We start from the raw sequence: 15,549 nt of genomic DNA, 5'->3' as shown, positions 1-15,549 counted from the left end.
GATGGAATTGACAATTACAGGTAGCGGTCAGGGAATTACGGTTTCCGAGGCTACTTTCGCAAAAGATTTTAATGAAGCACTGGTTCACCAAGTGGTTGTAGCCTATATGGCTGCTGGCCGTCAGGGTACCAAGGCTCAGAAGACCCGTTCAGAAGTCAGGGGTGGTGGTAAAAAGCCTTGGCGTCAGAAGGGTACTGGTCGTGCTCGTGCTGGTACTATCCGCAGCCCAATTTGGCGCTCCGGTGGTGTTACCTTTGCAGCGAAGCCTCGCAGCTACGAGCAAAAGGTAAACCGTAAAATGTACCGCGCTGCAATGCGCTCCATTTTGTCCGAGCTGGTCCGTCAGGAACGCCTGATTGTGGTTGACGATTTTTCAATCGACACCCCCAAGACCAAGGCCTTTACTGCCAAGTTGGCTGACATGGGTTTAAGCAACGTGCTGATCCTGTCGGAAAACCTTGATCAGAATCTGCACTTGGCCTCGCGCAACGTGCCTCACGTCGATGTGCGTGATGTTGCGGGTCTGGATCCGGTTAGCCTGGTTGCTCACGAGAAAATCGTAGTGACTGTTCCCGCTCTGAAGAAAATCGAGGAGATGCTGGGATGAATCAGGAACGTATCTATAAGGTTCTTTTAGGGCCTCACGTATCGGAGAAAGCATCTCGTGTGGCCGAACACGGTCAGGTAGTGTTTCGGGTCGCCCCGGACGCCACCAAGCCCGAGATTAAAAAAGCCGTTGAGCAATTGTTCAACGTCACCGTCGAAGGTGTTCAGGTTCTGAATCGTAAGGGCAAGCTTAAACGCACAGCTCGCGGGTTCGGCAAGCGTAATGACATTCGTAAGGCTTATGTAAAGCTGGCTGAAGGTCAGGACATCGATTTTCTGGATGTGGAATAAGGTAAAGGGGTCGTAATATGCCGATCGTCAAAACCAAGCCAACATCTCCCGGACGCCGTCACGTTGTAAAGCTGTACAACCCGGATTTACACAAAGGGCGCCCTTACGAGCCGTTGGTCGAATCGCAAAGCAAGTCGGGTGGCCGTAATAATAATGGCCGTATCACTACCCGTCACATTGGTGGTGGCCATAAACAGCACTACCGCATAATAGACTTCAAGCGGATTAAAGATGGTATTCTTGCGACAATTGAGCGCATTGAATACGATCCTAACCGCTCGGCGCACATTGCGCTGATCAAGTACGCCGATGGCGAGCGCCGTTACATTATCGCTCCTAAGGGCATGCAGATCGGTGAGCCTGTGCGCTCAGGAATCGACGCGCCTATCAAGGTGGGAAGTACATTGCCGCTGCGGAATATCCCGGTTGGTTCTGTGATCCATTGCGTTGAGCTCAAGCCTGGTAAAGGTGCACAGTTGGCTCGCTCTGCGGGCGCATCCGTACAGCTGGTTGCTCGGGAAGGCGCTTACGCGACTATCCGCCTGCGCTCAGGTGAAATGCGAAAGGTGCTTGTAGATTGCCGTGCTACGTTGGGTGAAGTATCCAACAGTGAACACAGTCTCAAGCGGCTTGGTAAAGCGGGTGCATCACGTTGGCGCGGAAAGCGTCCAACGGTACGCGGTGTGGCTATGAACCCAGTTGACCACCCACACGGTGGTGGTGAAGGGCGTACCTCTGGCGGGCGTCACCCAGTTACTCCATGGGGTGTTCCGACCAAAGGGCATAAGACTCGTAAGAACAAGCGTACTGATAAGATGATAGTACGTCGTCGTTCAGCCAAGTAAACGACTACATAGAGGTAAATGCTGTGCCACGTTCTTTAAAGAAAGGTCCTTTCATAGACCTGCATCTGTTGAAGAAGGTCGAGGCAGCTCTGGAAGTGAACGACAAACGACCAATTAAGACCTGGTCGCGCCGTTCCACGATTTTCCCAGAGTTCGTAGGCTTGACCATCGCAGTCCACAACGGCAAGCAACACGTGCCGGTTTATGTCACCGAAGATATGGTCGGTCATAAACTAGGTGAGTTCGCAGCAACGCGTACTTATCGTGGCCATTCGGCCGACAAGAAAGCTAAACGCTGATTGTGAGGGGAAATGAAATGGAAGTAGCAGCCAAGTATAAGGGCGCTCGCCTCTCAGCTCAGAAAGCTCGTCTTGTTGCCGACCAGGTTCGCGGCAAGGCTGTTGAGGACGCTCTGAATATTTTGACTTTCAGCCCTAAGAAAGCAGCTGGGATTCTCAAGAAAGCTCTTGAGTCCGCAATTGCTAACGCTGAGCATAACGAAGGTCTGGACGTAGATGATCTGCGGGTCTCCACTGTCATGGTGGATGAGGGCCCAACGCTCAAGCGAATTAAGGCTCGAGCCAAGGGGCGCGCTGACAGAATTATGAAGCGCACCTGTCATATCACCGTCAAGGTCGCCGACAAGTAGGAGATGCTCAGATGGGTCATAAAGTAAATCCGATCGGCTTTCGCCTGGGTGTGATCAAAGAGCACAACTCAGTATGGTATGCCGATAAAAAGGACTACGCGAAAAACCTGTTGAACGACATTCAGGTCCGTGAATTCCTCGACAAGCGTCTGGTAAAGGCGTCTGTCAGTAAGATTGTGATCGAGCGCCCTGCTCAGAACGCCCGCATCACGATCCATACCGCCCGCCCGGGTATTGTTATCGGGAAGAAGGGTGAAGATGTTGACCGTCTTCGTCGTGAAGTCAGCGACATGATGGGTGTGCCTGTGCACATCAACATCGAAGAAGTCCGCAAGCCGGACCTGGATGCCCGTTTGGTAGCGCAAAACGTTGCTGGTCAGTTGGAGCGTCGTGTGATGTTCCGTCGTGCTATGAAGCGCGCGGTACAGAACGCCATGCGTCAAGGCGCCAAGGGCATCAAGATTCAGGTTGGCGGTCGTCTCGGGGGAGCTGAAATTGCCCGTTCCGAGTGGTATCGCGAAGGTCGTGTTCCGCTGCATACATTGCGTGCAGATATTGATTACGGAACCTACGAAGCGCATACCACTTACGGCGTAATCGGCGTCAAGGTATGGATCTTCAAAGGTGAGATTCTTGGTGGTATGGAGCAAGTCCGTGCTGACAAGAAAGCCTCTGGGAAGAAAGGTTCTAAGTAAAGGGGCACTCTTATGCTGCAACCAAAACGCACCAAATTTCGCAAGGTAATGAAGGGCCGTAACACCGGCCTTGCTCACCGCGCTAACAAGGTGAGCTTCGGTGAATACGGATTGAAGGCGGTTACTCGCGGGCGTATAACTGCTCGCCAGATTGAAGCCGCACGTCGTACCATGACCCGTAAGATCAAGCGGGGTGGTAAGATTTGGATTCGCGTCTTCCCGGACAAGCCGATTACTGGCAAGCCGCTGGAAGTTCGTATGGGTAAAGGTAAAGGTTCTGTCGAGTACTGGGTGGCTGAAATTCAGCCGGGCCGTATGCTCTATGAGATGGAAGGTGTGACTGAAGAAATCGCACGCGAAGCTTTCACTCTGGCGGCTGCGAAGCTGCCGGTACAGACCACCTTCGTAACGAGGACGGTGATGTGATGAAAGCAACAGAGCTGCGTGCAAAGTCAGCCGAGGAGCTGAACAAAGAACTGATCGGCCTCCTGAAGGAGCAGTTTAACCTGCGCATGCGTAAGGCGACAGGTCAGCTGAATCAGTCTCATCTTCTCCCTGGGGTGAAGCGTGATATTGCTCGCGTGAAAACAGTATTGAACGAAAAGGCAGGACAGTGACATGACCGAAACTACCCAAACTGCCAGAACTTTGAGCGGCAAGGTCGTGAGCAACAAGATGGAGAAATCTATCGTGGTGTTGGTCGAGCGTCAGGTAAAGCACCCTCTGTACGGTAAGTACATGAAGCGTTCAACCAAGATCCATGCTCACGATGAGAGCAACCAGTGCAATATTGGTGACACTGTGATCATTAAGGAAACCCGCCCGGTCTCTAAGACCAAAAGCTGGGCCTTAGTGGAAGTCACTGAACATGCATCCAAGGTGTAAATCGCCCGGAGAACAACCATGATTCAGACTCAAACAATGCTTGAAGTCGCGGATAACAGCGGTGCGCGTCAGGTGATGTGCATCAAGGTCCTGGGCGGTTCACACAGGCGTTATGCTGCAATCGGGGACATTATCAAGGTAACCGTTAAGGAAGCCATTCCCCGCGGTAAAGTAAAAAAAGGCCAGGTACTGAAGGCTGTCGTGGTGCGCACCCGTAAAGGTGTGCGTCGTCCAGATGGATCTCTGATCCGTTTTGACGGCAACGCGGCCGTACTTCTGAACGCCCAGGACGCACCCATTGGTACCCGTATCTTCGGACCGGTTACCCGTGAACTGCGAAATGAGAAGTTCATGAAGATTATCTCACTGGCACCCGAAGTACTTTAAAGGACCAGAGGCCGGACATGAAAAAGATCAAACGAGATGACGAAGTAATCGTCACTACGGGGAAAGACAAAGGCAAACGTGGTAAAGTCCTGAAAGTTCAGGACGATGGTAAGGTGATTGTTTCTGGCATCAACATGATGAAGAAGCACACCAAACCAAACCCGGCGCTGAGCACCCCTGGTGGCATCGTCGAAAAAGAAGCGCCTATCCAGGCTTCTAACGTGGCTATTTTTAATCCGCAGACCGGCAAAGCCGATCGTGTTGGCTTCCAGATCAAGGAAGACGGCGCAAAACAGCGGATCTTCAAAGCGACGAAAGAAGCTGTCGATAACCAGTAAGCGGTGGTGGTTACGATGCTGAACATGAAAGAGCAGTACAGTAAGGAAGTGATACCCGCCCTGCGGCAGGAGTTCGGTTACAAGAACATAATGCAGGTGCCGCGTATTGAGAAAATCACCCTGAACATGGGTGTTGGTGAAGCTATCGGTGACAAAAAGCTGATTGATAACGCAGTCGCTGATCTTGAGCGCCTGGCGGGTCAGAAAGTGGTTGTGACCAAGGCGCGTAAATCGGTTGCGGGTTTTAAAGTCCGTGAAGGTTGGCCAATTGGTTGCAAGGTTACTCTGCGTGGCGAGCGTATGTGGGAATTCTTTGATCGTCTGGTGCACATTGCGGTTCCCCGCATTCGTGACTTCCGCGGTCTGAACCCAAAGTCGTTCGACGGCCGTGGTAACTACAGCATGGGTGTGCGTGAGCAGATCATCTTCCCTGAGATAGAGTACGACAGGGTTGATAAGATTCGTGGTCTGGATATTACCATTACCACCTCTGCCGGTACCGACGATGAAGGTCGTGAACTGTTGAAAGCGTTTGGCTTTCCGTTCAAGAAATAAGGAACGAGAGTAATGGCAAAGGTTTCCATGAAAAACCGTGAGCTCAAGCGCGAGCTAACCGTTGCGAAATACGCAGCAAAGCGTGCTGAGATCAAGGCAATTATCAAGAACCCCAATACCAGCGATGATGACCGCTGGAATGCACAGATGAAGTTGCAACAGCTTCCTCGCGATGCATCTCCTTCGCGTCTTCGTAATCGTTGCCAGATAACGGGTCGCCCACACGGCGTCTTGCGTAAGTTCGAACTTTCACGGATCAAACTCCGAGAGTACGGCATGCGCGGTGACGTTCCGGGTCTGACTAAAGCAAGCTGGTAAGATAGGCTTCCCGACTGCGGTCGGGAGCCTGTTGGTAAGCGGTGCGGCGCGCCGCTGCACAACTAAAAAGATCAGGAGCCTCATACCAATGAGCATGCAAGACACGCTTGCGGATATGTTTACACGTATCCGTAATGCCCAGATGGCATCGAAAGCAGACGTTAAGATGCCGTCCTCGAAGATGAAAATCTCCGTGGCACAAGTCCTGAAGGACGAAGGTTACGTTGCAGATTTTGTTGTTTCGGCTGACACCAAGCCTGAGCTGACGATTACTCTGAAGTACTTTGGTGGCAAGCCGGTTATTGAATCTATCGACCGTGTTAGCCGTCCGAGTCTGCGCCAGTATAAAGGCGCTGCGAAGCTACCGAAAGTATCCGGTGGTTTGGGAGTCGCGATTGTCTCTACGTCCCAGGGCGTAATGACAGACCGCGCCGCACGTGCTGCCGGCGTAGGTGGCGAAGTCATCTGCACCGTATTCTAGGAGAATCACATGTCCAGGGTTGCCAATAATCCTGTCGTGCTGCCTCCCGGTGTTGAAGTGGAGCTGAACGGTCAGGAAATCAACGTAAAGGGCTCCAAAGGAGCGCTTCAGTTTTCAATCCACCAAGCGGTTGACGTAAAGCAGGAAGAAAATCTCCTACGCTTTGCAGCCCGTGATGGTGCTAAACAGTCCCGCGCTCTTGCCGGTACAACCCGCGCCTTGGTCAGTAATATGGTGACCGGCGTTACCGCAGGCTTCGAGCGTAAGCTTCAGCTGATCGGTGTAGGTTACCGGGCTCAGGCGCAAGGTACGAAGCTCAATCTGACGCTGGGTTTTTCTCACCCCGTTGCGTACGAGCTGCCCGAGGGGATTACCGTTGAAACTCCGTCAAACACGGAAGTGATTATTCGCGGTATCGACAAGCAACAGGTTGGCCACGTCGCCGCTGAAATCCGCGCCTTCCGTCCGCCCGAGCCTTATAAAGGCAAAGGTGTACGTTATGCGGATGAGCAGGTAAGACGTAAAGAAGCCAAGAAGAAATAAGGCGGGACTATGAGCGCGAATAACGAAAGATTGCGTCGCGCACGTAAAGTGCGCATGAAAATTCGTGAGCTGGGTACAAACCGTCTGTGCGTTCACCGCACACCGCGTCACATGTACGCCCAGGTTACGACAGCAGATGGCAGCCAAGTGTTGGCCACTGCCTCCACGTTGGATAAGGAACTGCGCCAGGGTGCGACCGGTAACGTGGATGCCGCCAAAAAGGTCGGTCAGCTGATTGCTGAACGTGCCAAGGCGGCGGGTGTTGAGCAGGTTGCGTTTGACCGCTCCGGTTACCGTTATCACGGCCGTGTACAGGCTCTGGCCGACGCAGCCCGTGAAGCTGGCTTGCAATTCTAAGAGGTGGAGAAGATGAGCGTGAACGAACAGAAGGCGCCTGAGCTCCAGGAAAAGCTGGTTCAGGTAAACCGCGTTGCCAAGGTGGTAAAAGGCGGGCGTATATTTGCCTTTACCGCATTGACTGTAGTGGGTGATGGTAAAGGGCGTGTGGGCTTTGGTCGTGGTAAGGCGCGTGAAGTGCCGGTTGCTATACAGAAAGCCATGGAAGCTGCGCGCAAGAATATGGTAGACGTGCCGTTGGACGGTACTACTTTGCAGTACCCGGTTCGGGCACAGCACGGTGGTTCACGGGTGTTCATGATGCCTGCATCCGATGGTACCGGCATTATTGCTGGTGGCGCCATGCGCGCTGTGTTGGAAGTGGCTGGTGTCCATAACGTACTGTCTAAGTGCTATGGCTCTACCAACCCGGTGAACGTGGTACGTTCCACCATCAAGGGTCTTCAGGCAATGCAAGCGCCAGAAGATATTGCAGCCAAGCGCGGTAAATCCGTCGAAGACATTCTGGGTTGAAGTCATGGCGAACGCAAAAACGATCACAGTTACACTGATCCGCAGCCCAATCGGCTGCCAGCCCAAGCACAAGCTTTGTGTGAAGGGCTTGGGTCTTCGTAAAATTGGCCAGTCCGTGGTTTTGGAAGATACTCCTTCCATTCGCGGTATGGCTAACCGGGTAGACTACCTGGTTCGGGTTGAGGAGAACTAAGATGCGTCTAAACGAACTAGCTCCAGAACCCGGTTCACGTCGCAACGCAAGGCGCGTTGGTCGTGGTATCGGTTGTGGTTTTGGCAAAACTTGTGGCCGCGGCCACAAGGGCCTGAAAGCCCGTTCCGGCGGCAGCGTTGCCCCCGGTTTTGAGGGCGGTCAGCAGCCGTTGGCCCGTCGTTTGCCGAAGTATGGCTTCACGTCTCGTCAGCAGCGTTACGTTGCTGAAATTCGCCTGAATGAACTGGCGAAGGTAGAAGGCGATGTTGTTGACCTCGACGCTCTGAAAAAAGCAGACATCATTCGCGACGAAATTCGCGATGCAAAGGTCATGTTGTCCGGTGAAATTGACCGCGCAGTGACTGTGCAGGGTTTGCGAGTGACCAAAGGCGCACGCGAGGCGATTATCGCCGCGGGCGGCAAAGTAGAAGACTAACGCGAGTCGAGGACTAAATGGCCAAGACAGCATCATTGCCTGCGGGCGCGGGTAAAGGACTAGCAGAGCTGCGTTCGCGGCTCTGGTTTGTCTTCCTGGCATTGCTTGTGTACCGAATCGGTGCCCACATTCCGGTGCCTGGTATAAACCCCGACCGCTTGGCGGTACTGTTTGAGCAGAATCAGGGCACAATCCTGAGCATGTTCAACATGTTTTCCGGTGGTGCACTTGAGCGCATGAGTATCTTCGCGCTGGGTATCATGCCGTATATATCGGCTTCTATTATCATGCAGCTCATGACAGCGGTCAGCCCGACGCTGGAGCAGTTGAAAAAAGAAGGCGAGGCAGGTCGTCGTAAGATCAGCCAATATACGCGGTACGGTACCGTAATCCTGGCTCTGCTTCAGGGTACTGGTATTTCTGTCGGTTTGGCGTCGCAGGGCGTCACCTTCAATGACACTCTCAGCTTCCACTTTGTGGCGGTTGTATCGTTTGTGAGTGGTGCAGTCTTCATGATGTGGCTGGGCGAGCAGATCACCGAGCGGGGTGTCGGTAACGGCATTTCACTGTTGATTTTCGCCGGTATCGTTGCCGGGTTACCCGGCGCGATCGGTCAGACCCTGGAGCAGGCCCGTAACGGTGAGATGAGCTTATTGTTGGTACTTGGTATCGGTGTTCTGGCAATTGCCGTCATCGGTTTTGTGGTGTTCATGGAGCGCGGTCAGCGCCGATTGACGATTAACTACGCCAAGAGACAGCAAGGCGGCCGGGTATTTGCCCAGCAGTCCAGCCATTTGCCCTTGAAAGTGAATATGGCCGGTGTTATTCCGCCCATCTTTGCATCGTCCATTCTGTTGTTCCCGGCGTCGCTGGGTCAGTGGTTTGGCCAGGGCGAAGGCATGGAGTGGCTGAGCGATATTTCCCAGGCACTTGCGCCCAGTCAGCCCTTGTATATTATTCTGTTCGCGGCAGCAGTGGTATTTTTCTGCTTCTTCTATACGGCTCTGATGTACAATCCACGGGAAGTCGCGGATAACCTCAAGCGCTCAGGCGCTTTTATTCCGGGCATTCGTCCGGGTGAGCAAACAGCCAAGTACATTGATGGCGTTCTTACCCGTTTGACATTGTTCGGAGCAATGTACATTGCAGCAGTTTCCCTGTTCCCTCAGTTCCTGATGGTAGCCGGGAATGTACCCTTCTATTTGGGCGGTACGTCTCTGCTGATTGTTGTAGTCGTAGTGATGGACTTCATGGCTCAGGTTCAGTCGCACCTGATGTCTCACCAGTATGAATCGCTGATGAAGAAGTCCAATCTCAAGGGCTATGGTCGGAACGGGTAAACCCGTTCCCATTGAAAACTGGAGTCGACAATGAAAGTACGCGCTTCGGTAAAGAAAATTTGCCGTAACTGCAAAGTAATTCGTCGCAATGGCGCCGTAAGGGTCATTTGCTCGGAGCCTCGCCACAAGCAACGTCAGGGTTAATTCCTTCGGGAAAAATCCTTGCTTGTAAAAGGTGCATGATGATGGCGCTTGACTCGATGCCGGGTCAGGCGTTATTATTTCGCGCCCTTTTAGTGGCGGACAATTCACACAGCATAGCTTTGAACGCGGAGTAATTTGGATGGCACGTATAGCCGGTGTCAATATACCCGATCACAAACATGTTGTTGTATCGCTCACCTATATTTTTGGTGTAGGCAAAACAACAGCTCAAAAGCTTTGCGATGCAACCGGCGTTAAGCCGGACGTCAAAGTCAAAGACTTGACTGACGAACAGCTGGAATCACTTCGTACTGATGTGATTAAAGGCTCCGTCGAAGGCGATTTGCGTCGTGAAGTACAGATGAACATCAAGCGTTTGAAGGATCTCGGATGTCACCGTGGTCTGCGTCACCGTCATGGGCTTCCAGTCCGCGGCCAGCGCACCAAGACCAACGCCCGCACCCGTAAAGGTCCGCGCAAACCTATTCGTAAGTAACAGGTAGGCAAACATGGCAAAGCCAGGTACACGTACCCGTAAAAAGGTGAAAAAAACGGTTGTTGATGGCGTCGCGCACATTCACGCTTCCTTCAACAACACTATCGTGACCATTTCGGACCGCCAGGGCAACGTATTGTCTTGGGCCACTGCTGGTGGTTCTGGTTTCCGCGGTTCACGTAAGAGTACACCTTTTGCTGCGCAGGTAGCAGCTGAAAGAGCCGGTAATGCGGCTGCTGAATACGGCCTTAAAAACCTGGATGTTGAAGTCAAGGGCCCCGGCCCTGGTCGTGAATCTGCAGTTCGTGCGCTTAACTCGTGCGGCTACAAGATCAACAACATCACAGATGTGACGCCGATTCCCCACAACGGATGTCGCCCGCCTAAAAAGCGCCGCGTCTAACACAGGAGACAGTAATTATGGCTCGTTACATAGGCCCGAAGTGCAAACTGTCTCGTCGTGAAGGGACAGATCTTTTTCTGAAAAGCGGTGTTCGCGCTCTCGACACTAAGTGCAACCTTGAAACCCCCCCGGGTATGCACGGTGCGCGTCGCGGTCGTCTGTCGGAATACGGCGTTCAGCTGCGGGAAAAACAGAAAGTTCGTCGTATTTACGGCGTACTGGAAAAGCAGTTCCGCAACTATTATAAAGAAGCGGCTCGCCTGAAAGGCGTAACGGGTGAAAACCTGTTGCAACTTTTGGAAGCGCGTCTTGATAACGTTGCTTACCGCATGGGTTTTGGTTCAACCCGCGCGGAGTGCCGCCAGCTCGTTTCTCACAAGGCAATTCTGGTCAACGACAAGGTTGTGAATATTCCTTCCTACCAGGTTAAGCCAGGTGATGTTGTGAGCGTGCGTGAAAAAGCCAAAAACCAGTTGCGCGTTAAAGGCGCTCTGGACTTGGCCTCCGGTCGCGCAGCGGTGAGCTGGGTAGATGTCGACGCCACTAAGATGTCCGGCGTTTACAGTTCAGTGCCAACACGGATTGAATTGCCGGCCGACATCAACGAGAACCTCATCGTCGAGCTTTACTCTAAGTAAAGCCCAGTTAGCAACGATAGCAGATAGGGGCGTCTATGCAGCGTTCAGTACATGAGTTATTGACACCTCGTACCATTGACGTGAAGGAATCCGGTTCCACGCGTGCCAAGGTCACCTTGGAGCCTCTCGAAAGAGGTTTCGGTCACACTCTGGGCAGTGCGTTACGCCGTATTCTCTTGTCTTCGATGCCGGGCTGCGCTGTTACTGAAGCGCAGATTGACGGTGTGTTGCACGAGTACAGCGCCATTGAAGGTGTTCAGGAAGACGTCATAGAGATTCTTTTGAATCTTAAGGGCGTCGCTGTAAAAATGCACGGCCGTGACGATGCCGAGCTTATGCTCAGCAAGAAGGGTCCGGGTGTTGTTACAGCCGGAGATATAAAGTTGGATCATGATGTCGAGATCGCCAATCCAGAACACGTTATCTGTCACCTGAGCGAAAATGGTGAAGTTAACATGCGTCTGAGTATTGCTCGCGGTCGCGGCTATGAGCCTGCTGATCAGCGCGGTCTGGATGAGGACGAAACTCGTGCCATCGGACGTCTGCAGCTGGATGCTACGTTCAGCCCGGTTCGACGCGTTGCTTATTCTGTGGAAAGTGCACGGGTAGAGCAGCGTACCGACCTCGACAAGCTGGTTATTGATCTAGAGACTAATGGTACTATCGATCCGGAAGAAGCAATTCGCCGGGCCGCTACCATTCTCCAGCAGCAATTGGCCGTGTTTGTTGATTTTGATCATGAAAAAGAACCAGAGCGTGTTGAGGAAGAGGAAGAAATTGATCCGATTCTGCTTCGCCCGGTTGATGATCTAGAGCTGACAGTACGTTCCGCCAACTGCTTGAAGGCTGAGGACATTTACTACATCGGCGATTTGATTCAGCGCACAGAAGTTGAGCTGTTGAAGACGCCTAACCTGGGTAAAAAGTCGCTGACAGAGATCAAGGACGTATTAGCGTCCCGTGGTTTGTCTCTGGGTATGCGTCTTGATAACTGGCCGCCGGCAAGCCTTCGTGGTGATGACCGGGTTCTGGGCGGTTAATCGCCGATTAGTTAAGCTAAGGAATCAGAGCAATGCGTCATCGTAAGAGTGGTCGTAAGTTCAACAGGACCAGTGCGCATCGCAAGGCCATGTTTCGTAACATGTCTGCGTCACTGGTTGAGCATGAGTTGATCAAAACAACGTTGCCGAAGGCTAAAGAGCTTCGTCGGGTAGCGGAACCTTTGATTACTCTGGCTAAAATCGATTCGGTCGCGAATCGTCGTCTGGCGTTTTCACGTCTGCGTGACGATGCAGCGGTTGCCAAGCTGTTTACTCAGCTGGGCCCCCGTTACAACGAGCGTCCGGGTGGATATCTTCGTATCCTGAAGTGCGGTTCCCGCGCAGGCGACAATGCCCCTATGGCATATGTTGAGCTGATCGGTCGTCCGATGGATATTGAAGCTGAAGAAGTTGACGAGTAACTCGGTGTAAAGCCTTGTTAGTTGTCTGAAGAAACCGGGTGCCTAAGGGTAGCCGGTTTTTTTTCGCCTGCGGGAAAGCTTGAAGTAATGGAGACAGATTTCAAATCTGTCCCTATGTGCTATCTAAGATCGTTGGGCCTCTTTTTGCTTTTCTAGCAAGGGTTTTAGGTAGCGACCAGTGTGGCTGGCTTTGTTTTCTGCTACTTGCTCTGGTGTCCCTTCCGCGACGATCAGGCCTCCGCCGGAACCGCCTTCGGGGCCCAGGTCGATTATCCAGTCTGCTGTTTTAATGACGTCCAGATTGTGTTCTATGACCACGATGGTGTTGCCATGGTCGCGTAGGCGCTGCAATACGGTTAACAGCTGCTGGATGTCATAGAAGTGTAGGCCAGTGGTGGGTTCGTCCAGAATGTACAGGGTTTGGCCGGTGTCGCGCTTGGACAGCTCTTTGGCGAGCTTCACCCGTTGGGCTTCACCGCCGGATAGCGTAACAGCACTTTGGCCCAGACGGATGTACGACAAGCCCACGTCCACTAAGGTCTGAAGTTTTCTAGCCAGGAAGGGCACCGCGTCGAAGAATTCGCGTCCTTCTTCTACGGTCATAGACAGCACTTCATGGATGTTTTTGCCCTTATAGCGCACTTCCAGAGTTTCGCGGTTGTAGCGTTTGCTTTTGCAGACGTCGCAGGGCACGTAAATGTCGGGCAGGAAGTGCATTTCTACTTTGATGACGCCGTCGCCCTGGCAGGCTTCGCAGCGTCCACCCTTGACGTTGAAGGAGAAGCGGCCGGGCTTGTAACCTCTTGAGCGTGCTTCCTGGGTGCTGGAAAACAGTTCGCGGATGGGGGTGAACAGCCCTGTGTAAGTGGCGGGGTTGGATCTTGGTGTGCGGCCGATCGGGCTTTGGTCGATGTCGATGACTTTGTCGAGCAGGTCTAACCCTTCAATGCCGGTGTAAGGACCGTGGCTTAGGGTTGTGGCTTTGTTCAATGCCGTGGCCGCTATCGGGTACAGGGTGCCGTTGATCAACGTGGATTTGCCGGAGCCGGACACGCCAGTAATACAGGTCATTACGCCCAGGGGGATGGCTAGGTCAACGTTGGTCAGGTTATTGCCGCTGGCGCCGGTCAGTTTCAGGTATTCGCCGGACCCGGGATTGCGCTTTTCGGGTATGGCGATGCACTTGGTGCCGTTAAGGTATTGGCCCGTCAGTGAATCGGGGTTTGCGAGTATGTCTGCCGGTTTGCCTTGGGCGATTATTTGCCCTCCGTGTACACCGGCGCCCGGGCCTATGTCGATTACGTGGTCTGCTGCCAGTATGGCGTCTTCGTCGTGCTCGACTACAATCACTGTGTTGCCCAAGTCACGCAGGTGGTAAAGAGTTTCCAGCAGGCGCTCGTTGTCGCGCTGGTGCAGGCCAATGGACGGTTCGTCCAGTATGTACATAACGCCCACCAGGCCGGCGCCAATTTGGCTCGCCAGGCGTATACGCTGGGCTTCGCCGCCGGAGAGTGTATCGGCGCTGCGCTCAAGGGACAGATATTCCAGCCCCACGTTAACCAGGAACTGCAGGCGTTGGCGGACTTCTTTCAGAACTTTTTCGGCAATTTCGCCTCTGGCGCCCGGTAGTGTCAGTTGGCTAACGTACCGGTGCGCCTCGCCAATCGGCAGGTGGGCGATGGCTGGAAGGTTTCGATTGTCGATAAACACGTTGCGCGCTGAACGGCGTAAGCGCGTGCCGCCGCAGTCTTTGCACGGCTGGGTGCTAAGGTTGCGGGCCAGTTCTTCCCGTACACTTTGGGAATCAGTTTCGCGGTAACGCCGTTCCAGGTTGGGTAATATGCCTTCGAACGAATGCAGCCGTTCCATGATGTGGCCGCGGCTGTTTACGTAGCGGAAGCTAATGTCCTCGCTGCCGGAGCCATGCAACATCACCTGTTGCACCGGTTCGGGCAGGTCGCACCATGGAGTGTCCAAATCAATATTGTAGTGTTCGGCCACGCTGCTAAGGAGCTGGAAGTAATACACCGCGCGGCGGTCCCAGCCCTTGATGGCGCCGGAGGCAAGATTGGCCTCTGGATGCTGGATAATTTTGTCGGAGTCGAAAAATTGCTTTACGCCAAGCCCGTCGCAGGTAGGGCAGGCGCCTGCCGGGTTGTTGAACGAGAACAGCCGCGGCTCTAGCTCGCTGATGGCATAACCACATTGGTTACAGGCATAGCGAGCTGACAGTGTGGTGTCTTCGCCGCTGCCATCCATGGCGGCCACTAGCGCTATGCCGTCTGCCAGGGCCAGAGCGGTTTCAAAGCTCTCGGCCAGGCGTTGTTCCAGGCCGGGTTTGACCTTGAAGCGGTCGACCACCACATCAAGATGGTGTTTACGCTTTTTGTCCAGAGCCGGAACGTCATCAATGTCGTAAACATTGCCATCTACCCGCAGGCGGATAAAGCCTTGGCTGCGCATGGTTTCGACCACTTGCAGGTGTTCGCCCTTGCGGTCACGAATCACCGGGGCCAGAATCATCAACCGCGAATCTTCTTCCATCGCTAAAATCTGATCCACCATTTGGCTCACGGTTTGCGCTTCCAGCGGCTGGCCGTGTTCGGGGCAGCGGGGTTCGCCGGCGCGGGCAAACAACAGGCGCAGGTAATCGTATATCTCAGTAATTGTACCGACCGTAGAGCGCGGGTTATGGGACGTGGACTTTTGCTCGATGGAAATGGCCGGCGACAGGCCTTCAATATGGTCCACGTCGGGTTTTTCCATCATTGACAGAAACTGACGGGCATAGGTCGACAGTGATTCCACATAGCGCCGCTGGCCTTCGGCGTAAAGAGTGTCGAACGCCAGTGATGACTTGCCAGAGCCTGACAGACCGGTAATCACAATCAGTTTGTCCCGGGGTATATCCAGGTCGATGTTCTTCAAATTGTGGGTGCGGGCACCCTTGATCTGGATCTGGTCCATATAACCT

General features: G+C 53.4%; 27 protein-coding genes. 26 read left to right on the top strand and 1 reads right to left on the bottom strand.

The features are described 5' to 3' along the window. The first annotated feature begins 1 nt into the window (after position 1). From rplD to rplQ, 26 genes are all read left to right on the top strand, one after another. Positions 2 to 607, top strand: a complete 606-nt coding sequence (rplD, locus tag MELB17_RS11920) for a 50S ribosomal protein L4 (protein ID WP_007350501.1) — start codon at positions 2 to 4, stop codon at positions 605 to 607. Next, positions 604 to 897, top strand: coding sequence for a 50S ribosomal protein L23 (gene rplW, locus MELB17_RS11915; protein ID WP_007350500.1), 294 nt, complete (start codon positions 604 to 606; stop codon positions 895 to 897). The genes rplD and rplW overlap by 4 nt, the downstream gene beginning before the upstream one ends. Positions 898 to 914: 17 nt before the next feature. Then, complete coding sequence (gene rplB / locus MELB17_RS11910; RefSeq protein WP_007350499.1) at positions 915 to 1,742, top strand: 50S ribosomal protein L2; 828 nt, start codon at positions 915 to 917, stop codon at positions 1,740 to 1,742. Between the two features lie 23 nt (positions 1,743 to 1,765). Continuing rightward, positions 1,766 to 2,041: a 30S ribosomal protein S19 gene (gene rpsS, locus MELB17_RS11905; RefSeq protein WP_007350498.1), complete on the top strand. Its 276-nt coding sequence runs from the start codon at positions 1,766 to 1,768 to the stop codon at positions 2,039 to 2,041. 17 nt (positions 2,042 to 2,058) lie between these two features. Continuing rightward, the gene (gene rplV / locus MELB17_RS11900; protein WP_007350497.1) at positions 2,059 to 2,391 is read left to right on the top strand and encodes a 50S ribosomal protein L22; all 333 of its coding nucleotides are present in this window, start codon (positions 2,059 to 2,061) and stop codon (positions 2,389 to 2,391) included. A gap of 11 nt (positions 2,392 to 2,402) precedes the next feature. Beyond that, positions 2,403 to 3,086, top strand: a complete 684-nt coding sequence (gene rpsC, locus MELB17_RS11895) for a 30S ribosomal protein S3 (protein WP_007350496.1) — start codon at positions 2,403 to 2,405, stop codon at positions 3,084 to 3,086. A 12-nt stretch (positions 3,087 to 3,098) separates the two neighbouring features. Continuing rightward, the gene (gene rplP, locus MELB17_RS11890; RefSeq protein WP_007350495.1) at positions 3,099 to 3,512 is read left to right on the top strand and encodes a 50S ribosomal protein L16; all 414 of its coding nucleotides are present in this window, start codon (positions 3,099 to 3,101) and stop codon (positions 3,510 to 3,512) included. Next, complete coding sequence (gene rpmC, locus MELB17_RS11885) at positions 3,512 to 3,703, top strand: 50S ribosomal protein L29 (protein WP_007350494.1); 192 nt, start codon at positions 3,512 to 3,514, stop codon at positions 3,701 to 3,703. The genes rplP and rpmC overlap by 1 nt, the downstream gene beginning before the upstream one ends. Position 3,704: 1 nt before the next feature. After that, positions 3,705 to 3,971, top strand: coding sequence for a 30S ribosomal protein S17 (rpsQ, locus tag MELB17_RS11880; protein WP_007350493.1), 267 nt, complete (start codon positions 3,705 to 3,707; stop codon positions 3,969 to 3,971). Positions 3,972 to 3,989: 18 nt separating this feature from the next. Beyond that, positions 3,990 to 4,358: a 50S ribosomal protein L14 gene (rplN, locus tag MELB17_RS11875; protein WP_007350492.1), complete on the top strand. Its 369-nt coding sequence runs from the start codon at positions 3,990 to 3,992 to the stop codon at positions 4,356 to 4,358. A 17-nt stretch (positions 4,359 to 4,375) separates the two neighbouring features. After that, positions 4,376 to 4,696 carry a 50S ribosomal protein L24 gene (rplX, locus tag MELB17_RS11870; RefSeq protein WP_007350491.1) on the top strand — a complete coding sequence of 107 codons (321 nt, stop codon included), beginning with the start codon at positions 4,376 to 4,378 and terminating at the stop codon, positions 4,694 to 4,696. 15 nt (positions 4,697 to 4,711) lie between these two features. Then, on the top strand, positions 4,712 to 5,251 hold the full coding sequence (gene rplE / locus MELB17_RS11865) for a 50S ribosomal protein L5 (RefSeq protein WP_007350490.1): 540 nt from the start codon (positions 4,712 to 4,714) through the stop codon (positions 5,249 to 5,251). Positions 5,252 to 5,263: 12 nt separating this feature from the next. After that, the gene (rpsN, locus tag MELB17_RS11860) at positions 5,264 to 5,569 is read left to right on the top strand and encodes a 30S ribosomal protein S14 (protein ID WP_007350489.1); all 306 of its coding nucleotides are present in this window, start codon (positions 5,264 to 5,266) and stop codon (positions 5,567 to 5,569) included. Positions 5,570 to 5,657: 88 nt separating this feature from the next. After that, positions 5,658 to 6,050 carry a 30S ribosomal protein S8 gene (gene rpsH / locus MELB17_RS11855; protein ID WP_007350488.1) on the top strand — a complete coding sequence of 131 codons (393 nt, stop codon included), beginning with the start codon at positions 5,658 to 5,660 and terminating at the stop codon, positions 6,048 to 6,050. A gap of 9 nt (positions 6,051 to 6,059) precedes the next feature. After that, positions 6,060 to 6,593 carry a 50S ribosomal protein L6 gene (rplF, locus tag MELB17_RS11850; protein ID WP_007350487.1) on the top strand — a complete coding sequence of 178 codons (534 nt, stop codon included), beginning with the start codon at positions 6,060 to 6,062 and terminating at the stop codon, positions 6,591 to 6,593. A gap of 9 nt (positions 6,594 to 6,602) precedes the next feature. Continuing rightward, the gene (gene rplR, locus MELB17_RS11845) at positions 6,603 to 6,950 is read left to right on the top strand and encodes a 50S ribosomal protein L18 (protein WP_007350486.1); all 348 of its coding nucleotides are present in this window, start codon (positions 6,603 to 6,605) and stop codon (positions 6,948 to 6,950) included. A gap of 12 nt (positions 6,951 to 6,962) precedes the next feature. Further along, on the top strand, positions 6,963 to 7,463 hold the full coding sequence (rpsE, locus tag MELB17_RS11840) for a 30S ribosomal protein S5 (RefSeq protein ID WP_007350485.1): 501 nt from the start codon (positions 6,963 to 6,965) through the stop codon (positions 7,461 to 7,463). A 4-nt stretch (positions 7,464 to 7,467) separates the two neighbouring features. Continuing rightward, a complete protein-coding gene (gene rpmD, locus MELB17_RS11835) occupies positions 7,468 to 7,656 on the top strand; it encodes a 50S ribosomal protein L30 (RefSeq protein WP_007350484.1) in 189 nt (62 codons plus the stop codon). Between the two features lies 1 nt (position 7,657). Further along, positions 7,658 to 8,092: a 50S ribosomal protein L15 gene (gene rplO, locus MELB17_RS11830; protein WP_007350483.1), complete on the top strand. Its 435-nt coding sequence runs from the start codon at positions 7,658 to 7,660 to the stop codon at positions 8,090 to 8,092. Between the two features lie 17 nt (positions 8,093 to 8,109). After that, positions 8,110 to 9,432, top strand: coding sequence for a preprotein translocase subunit SecY (secY, locus tag MELB17_RS11825; RefSeq protein ID WP_007350482.1), 1,323 nt, complete (start codon positions 8,110 to 8,112; stop codon positions 9,430 to 9,432). A gap of 30 nt (positions 9,433 to 9,462) precedes the next feature. Beyond that, positions 9,463 to 9,576 (top strand): 50S ribosomal protein L36, encoded by a 114-nt coding sequence (gene rpmJ / locus MELB17_RS23810; protein ID WP_007350481.1) that lies wholly within the window; start codon positions 9,463 to 9,465, stop codon positions 9,574 to 9,576. A 139-nt stretch (positions 9,577 to 9,715) separates the two neighbouring features. Next, positions 9,716 to 10,072, top strand: coding sequence for a 30S ribosomal protein S13 (gene rpsM / locus MELB17_RS11820; protein WP_007350480.1), 357 nt, complete (start codon positions 9,716 to 9,718; stop codon positions 10,070 to 10,072). Between the two features lie 13 nt (positions 10,073 to 10,085). Continuing rightward, a complete protein-coding gene (gene rpsK / locus MELB17_RS11815) occupies positions 10,086 to 10,475 on the top strand; it encodes a 30S ribosomal protein S11 (RefSeq protein WP_007350479.1) in 390 nt (129 codons plus the stop codon). Between the two features lie 17 nt (positions 10,476 to 10,492). Beyond that, positions 10,493 to 11,113 (top strand): 30S ribosomal protein S4, encoded by a 621-nt coding sequence (rpsD, locus tag MELB17_RS11810; protein WP_007350478.1) that lies wholly within the window; start codon positions 10,493 to 10,495, stop codon positions 11,111 to 11,113. A 35-nt stretch (positions 11,114 to 11,148) separates the two neighbouring features. Further along, a complete protein-coding gene (locus tag MELB17_RS11805) occupies positions 11,149 to 12,153 on the top strand; it encodes a DNA-directed RNA polymerase subunit alpha (protein WP_007350477.1) in 1,005 nt (334 codons plus the stop codon). A gap of 32 nt (positions 12,154 to 12,185) precedes the next feature. Next, positions 12,186 to 12,575: a 50S ribosomal protein L17 gene (gene rplQ / locus MELB17_RS11800; protein ID WP_007350476.1), complete on the top strand. Its 390-nt coding sequence runs from the start codon at positions 12,186 to 12,188 to the stop codon at positions 12,573 to 12,575. Positions 12,576 to 12,698: 123 nt separating this feature from the next. Here rplQ and uvrA read toward each other — a convergent pair whose 3' ends face one another. After that, a complete protein-coding gene (gene uvrA, locus MELB17_RS11795) occupies positions 12,699 to 15,542 on the bottom strand; it encodes an excinuclease ABC subunit UvrA (protein ID WP_007350475.1) in 2,844 nt (947 codons plus the stop codon). Positions 15,543 to 15,549: the final 7 nt, after the last annotated feature.

Origin of the sequence: Marinobacter sp. ELB17 (assembly GCF_000169375.1) — a bacterium.
In the GTDB taxonomy this organism is placed as follows: Bacteria; Pseudomonadota; Gammaproteobacteria; order Pseudomonadales; family Oleiphilaceae; genus Marinobacter.
Note: the sequence above shows the minus strand (reverse complement) of the source record. Positions and strands in the feature narration are given on the sequence as shown.

What these genes read in the sequence shown, in the direction of transcription:
- rplQ (WP_007350476.1), top strand. Translation starts at nt 12,186, where the DNA reads ATGCGTCATCGTAAGAGTGGTCGTAAGTTCAACAGGACCAGTGCGCAT.
- rpsH (WP_007350488.1), top strand. Translation starts at nt 5,658, where the DNA reads ATGAGCATGCAAGACACGCTTGCGGATATGTTTACACGTATCCGTAAT.
- rplD (WP_007350501.1), top strand. Translation starts at nt 2, where the DNA reads ATGGAATTGACAATTACAGGTAGCGGTCAGGGAATTACGGTTTCCGAG.
- rplO (WP_007350483.1), top strand. Translation starts at nt 7,658, where the DNA reads ATGCGTCTAAACGAACTAGCTCCAGAACCCGGTTCACGTCGCAACGCA.
- rplX (WP_007350491.1), top strand. Translation starts at nt 4,376, where the DNA reads ATGAAAAAGATCAAACGAGATGACGAAGTAATCGTCACTACGGGGAAA.
- rpsC (WP_007350496.1), top strand. Translation starts at nt 2,403, where the DNA reads ATGGGTCATAAAGTAAATCCGATCGGCTTTCGCCTGGGTGTGATCAAA.
- uvrA (WP_007350475.1), bottom strand. Translation starts at nt 15,542, where the DNA reads ATGGACCAGATCCAGATCAAGGGTGCCCGCACCCACAATTTGAAGAAC.
- rplE (WP_007350490.1), top strand. Translation starts at nt 4,712, where the DNA reads ATGCTGAACATGAAAGAGCAGTACAGTAAGGAAGTGATACCCGCCCTG.
- rplN (WP_007350492.1), top strand. Translation starts at nt 3,990, where the DNA reads ATGATTCAGACTCAAACAATGCTTGAAGTCGCGGATAACAGCGGTGCG.
- rpsK (WP_007350479.1), top strand. Translation starts at nt 10,086, where the DNA reads ATGGCAAAGCCAGGTACACGTACCCGTAAAAAGGTGAAAAAAACGGTT.
- rpsE (WP_007350485.1), top strand. Translation starts at nt 6,963, where the DNA reads ATGAGCGTGAACGAACAGAAGGCGCCTGAGCTCCAGGAAAAGCTGGTT.
- rplW (WP_007350500.1), top strand. Translation starts at nt 604, where the DNA reads ATGAATCAGGAACGTATCTATAAGGTTCTTTTAGGGCCTCACGTATCG.
- rpmD (WP_007350484.1), top strand. Translation starts at nt 7,468, where the DNA reads ATGGCGAACGCAAAAACGATCACAGTTACACTGATCCGCAGCCCAATC.
- rpmC (WP_007350494.1), top strand. Translation starts at nt 3,512, where the DNA reads ATGAAAGCAACAGAGCTGCGTGCAAAGTCAGCCGAGGAGCTGAACAAA.
- rplB (WP_007350499.1), top strand. Translation starts at nt 915, where the DNA reads ATGCCGATCGTCAAAACCAAGCCAACATCTCCCGGACGCCGTCACGTT.
- rplP (WP_007350495.1), top strand. Translation starts at nt 3,099, where the DNA reads ATGCTGCAACCAAAACGCACCAAATTTCGCAAGGTAATGAAGGGCCGT.
- rpsD (WP_007350478.1), top strand. Translation starts at nt 10,493, where the DNA reads ATGGCTCGTTACATAGGCCCGAAGTGCAAACTGTCTCGTCGTGAAGGG.
- MELB17_RS11805 (WP_007350477.1), top strand. Translation starts at nt 11,149, where the DNA reads ATGCAGCGTTCAGTACATGAGTTATTGACACCTCGTACCATTGACGTG.
- rpsQ (WP_007350493.1), top strand. Translation starts at nt 3,705, where the DNA reads ATGACCGAAACTACCCAAACTGCCAGAACTTTGAGCGGCAAGGTCGTG.
- rpsN (WP_007350489.1), top strand. Translation starts at nt 5,264, where the DNA reads ATGGCAAAGGTTTCCATGAAAAACCGTGAGCTCAAGCGCGAGCTAACC.
- rplR (WP_007350486.1), top strand. Translation starts at nt 6,603, where the DNA reads ATGAGCGCGAATAACGAAAGATTGCGTCGCGCACGTAAAGTGCGCATG.
- rpsM (WP_007350480.1), top strand. Translation starts at nt 9,716, where the DNA reads ATGGCACGTATAGCCGGTGTCAATATACCCGATCACAAACATGTTGTT.
- secY (WP_007350482.1), top strand. Translation starts at nt 8,110, where the DNA reads ATGGCCAAGACAGCATCATTGCCTGCGGGCGCGGGTAAAGGACTAGCA.
- rplV (WP_007350497.1), top strand. Translation starts at nt 2,059, where the DNA reads ATGGAAGTAGCAGCCAAGTATAAGGGCGCTCGCCTCTCAGCTCAGAAA.
- rplF (WP_007350487.1), top strand. Translation starts at nt 6,060, where the DNA reads ATGTCCAGGGTTGCCAATAATCCTGTCGTGCTGCCTCCCGGTGTTGAA.
- rpmJ (WP_007350481.1), top strand. Translation starts at nt 9,463, where the DNA reads ATGAAAGTACGCGCTTCGGTAAAGAAAATTTGCCGTAACTGCAAAGTA.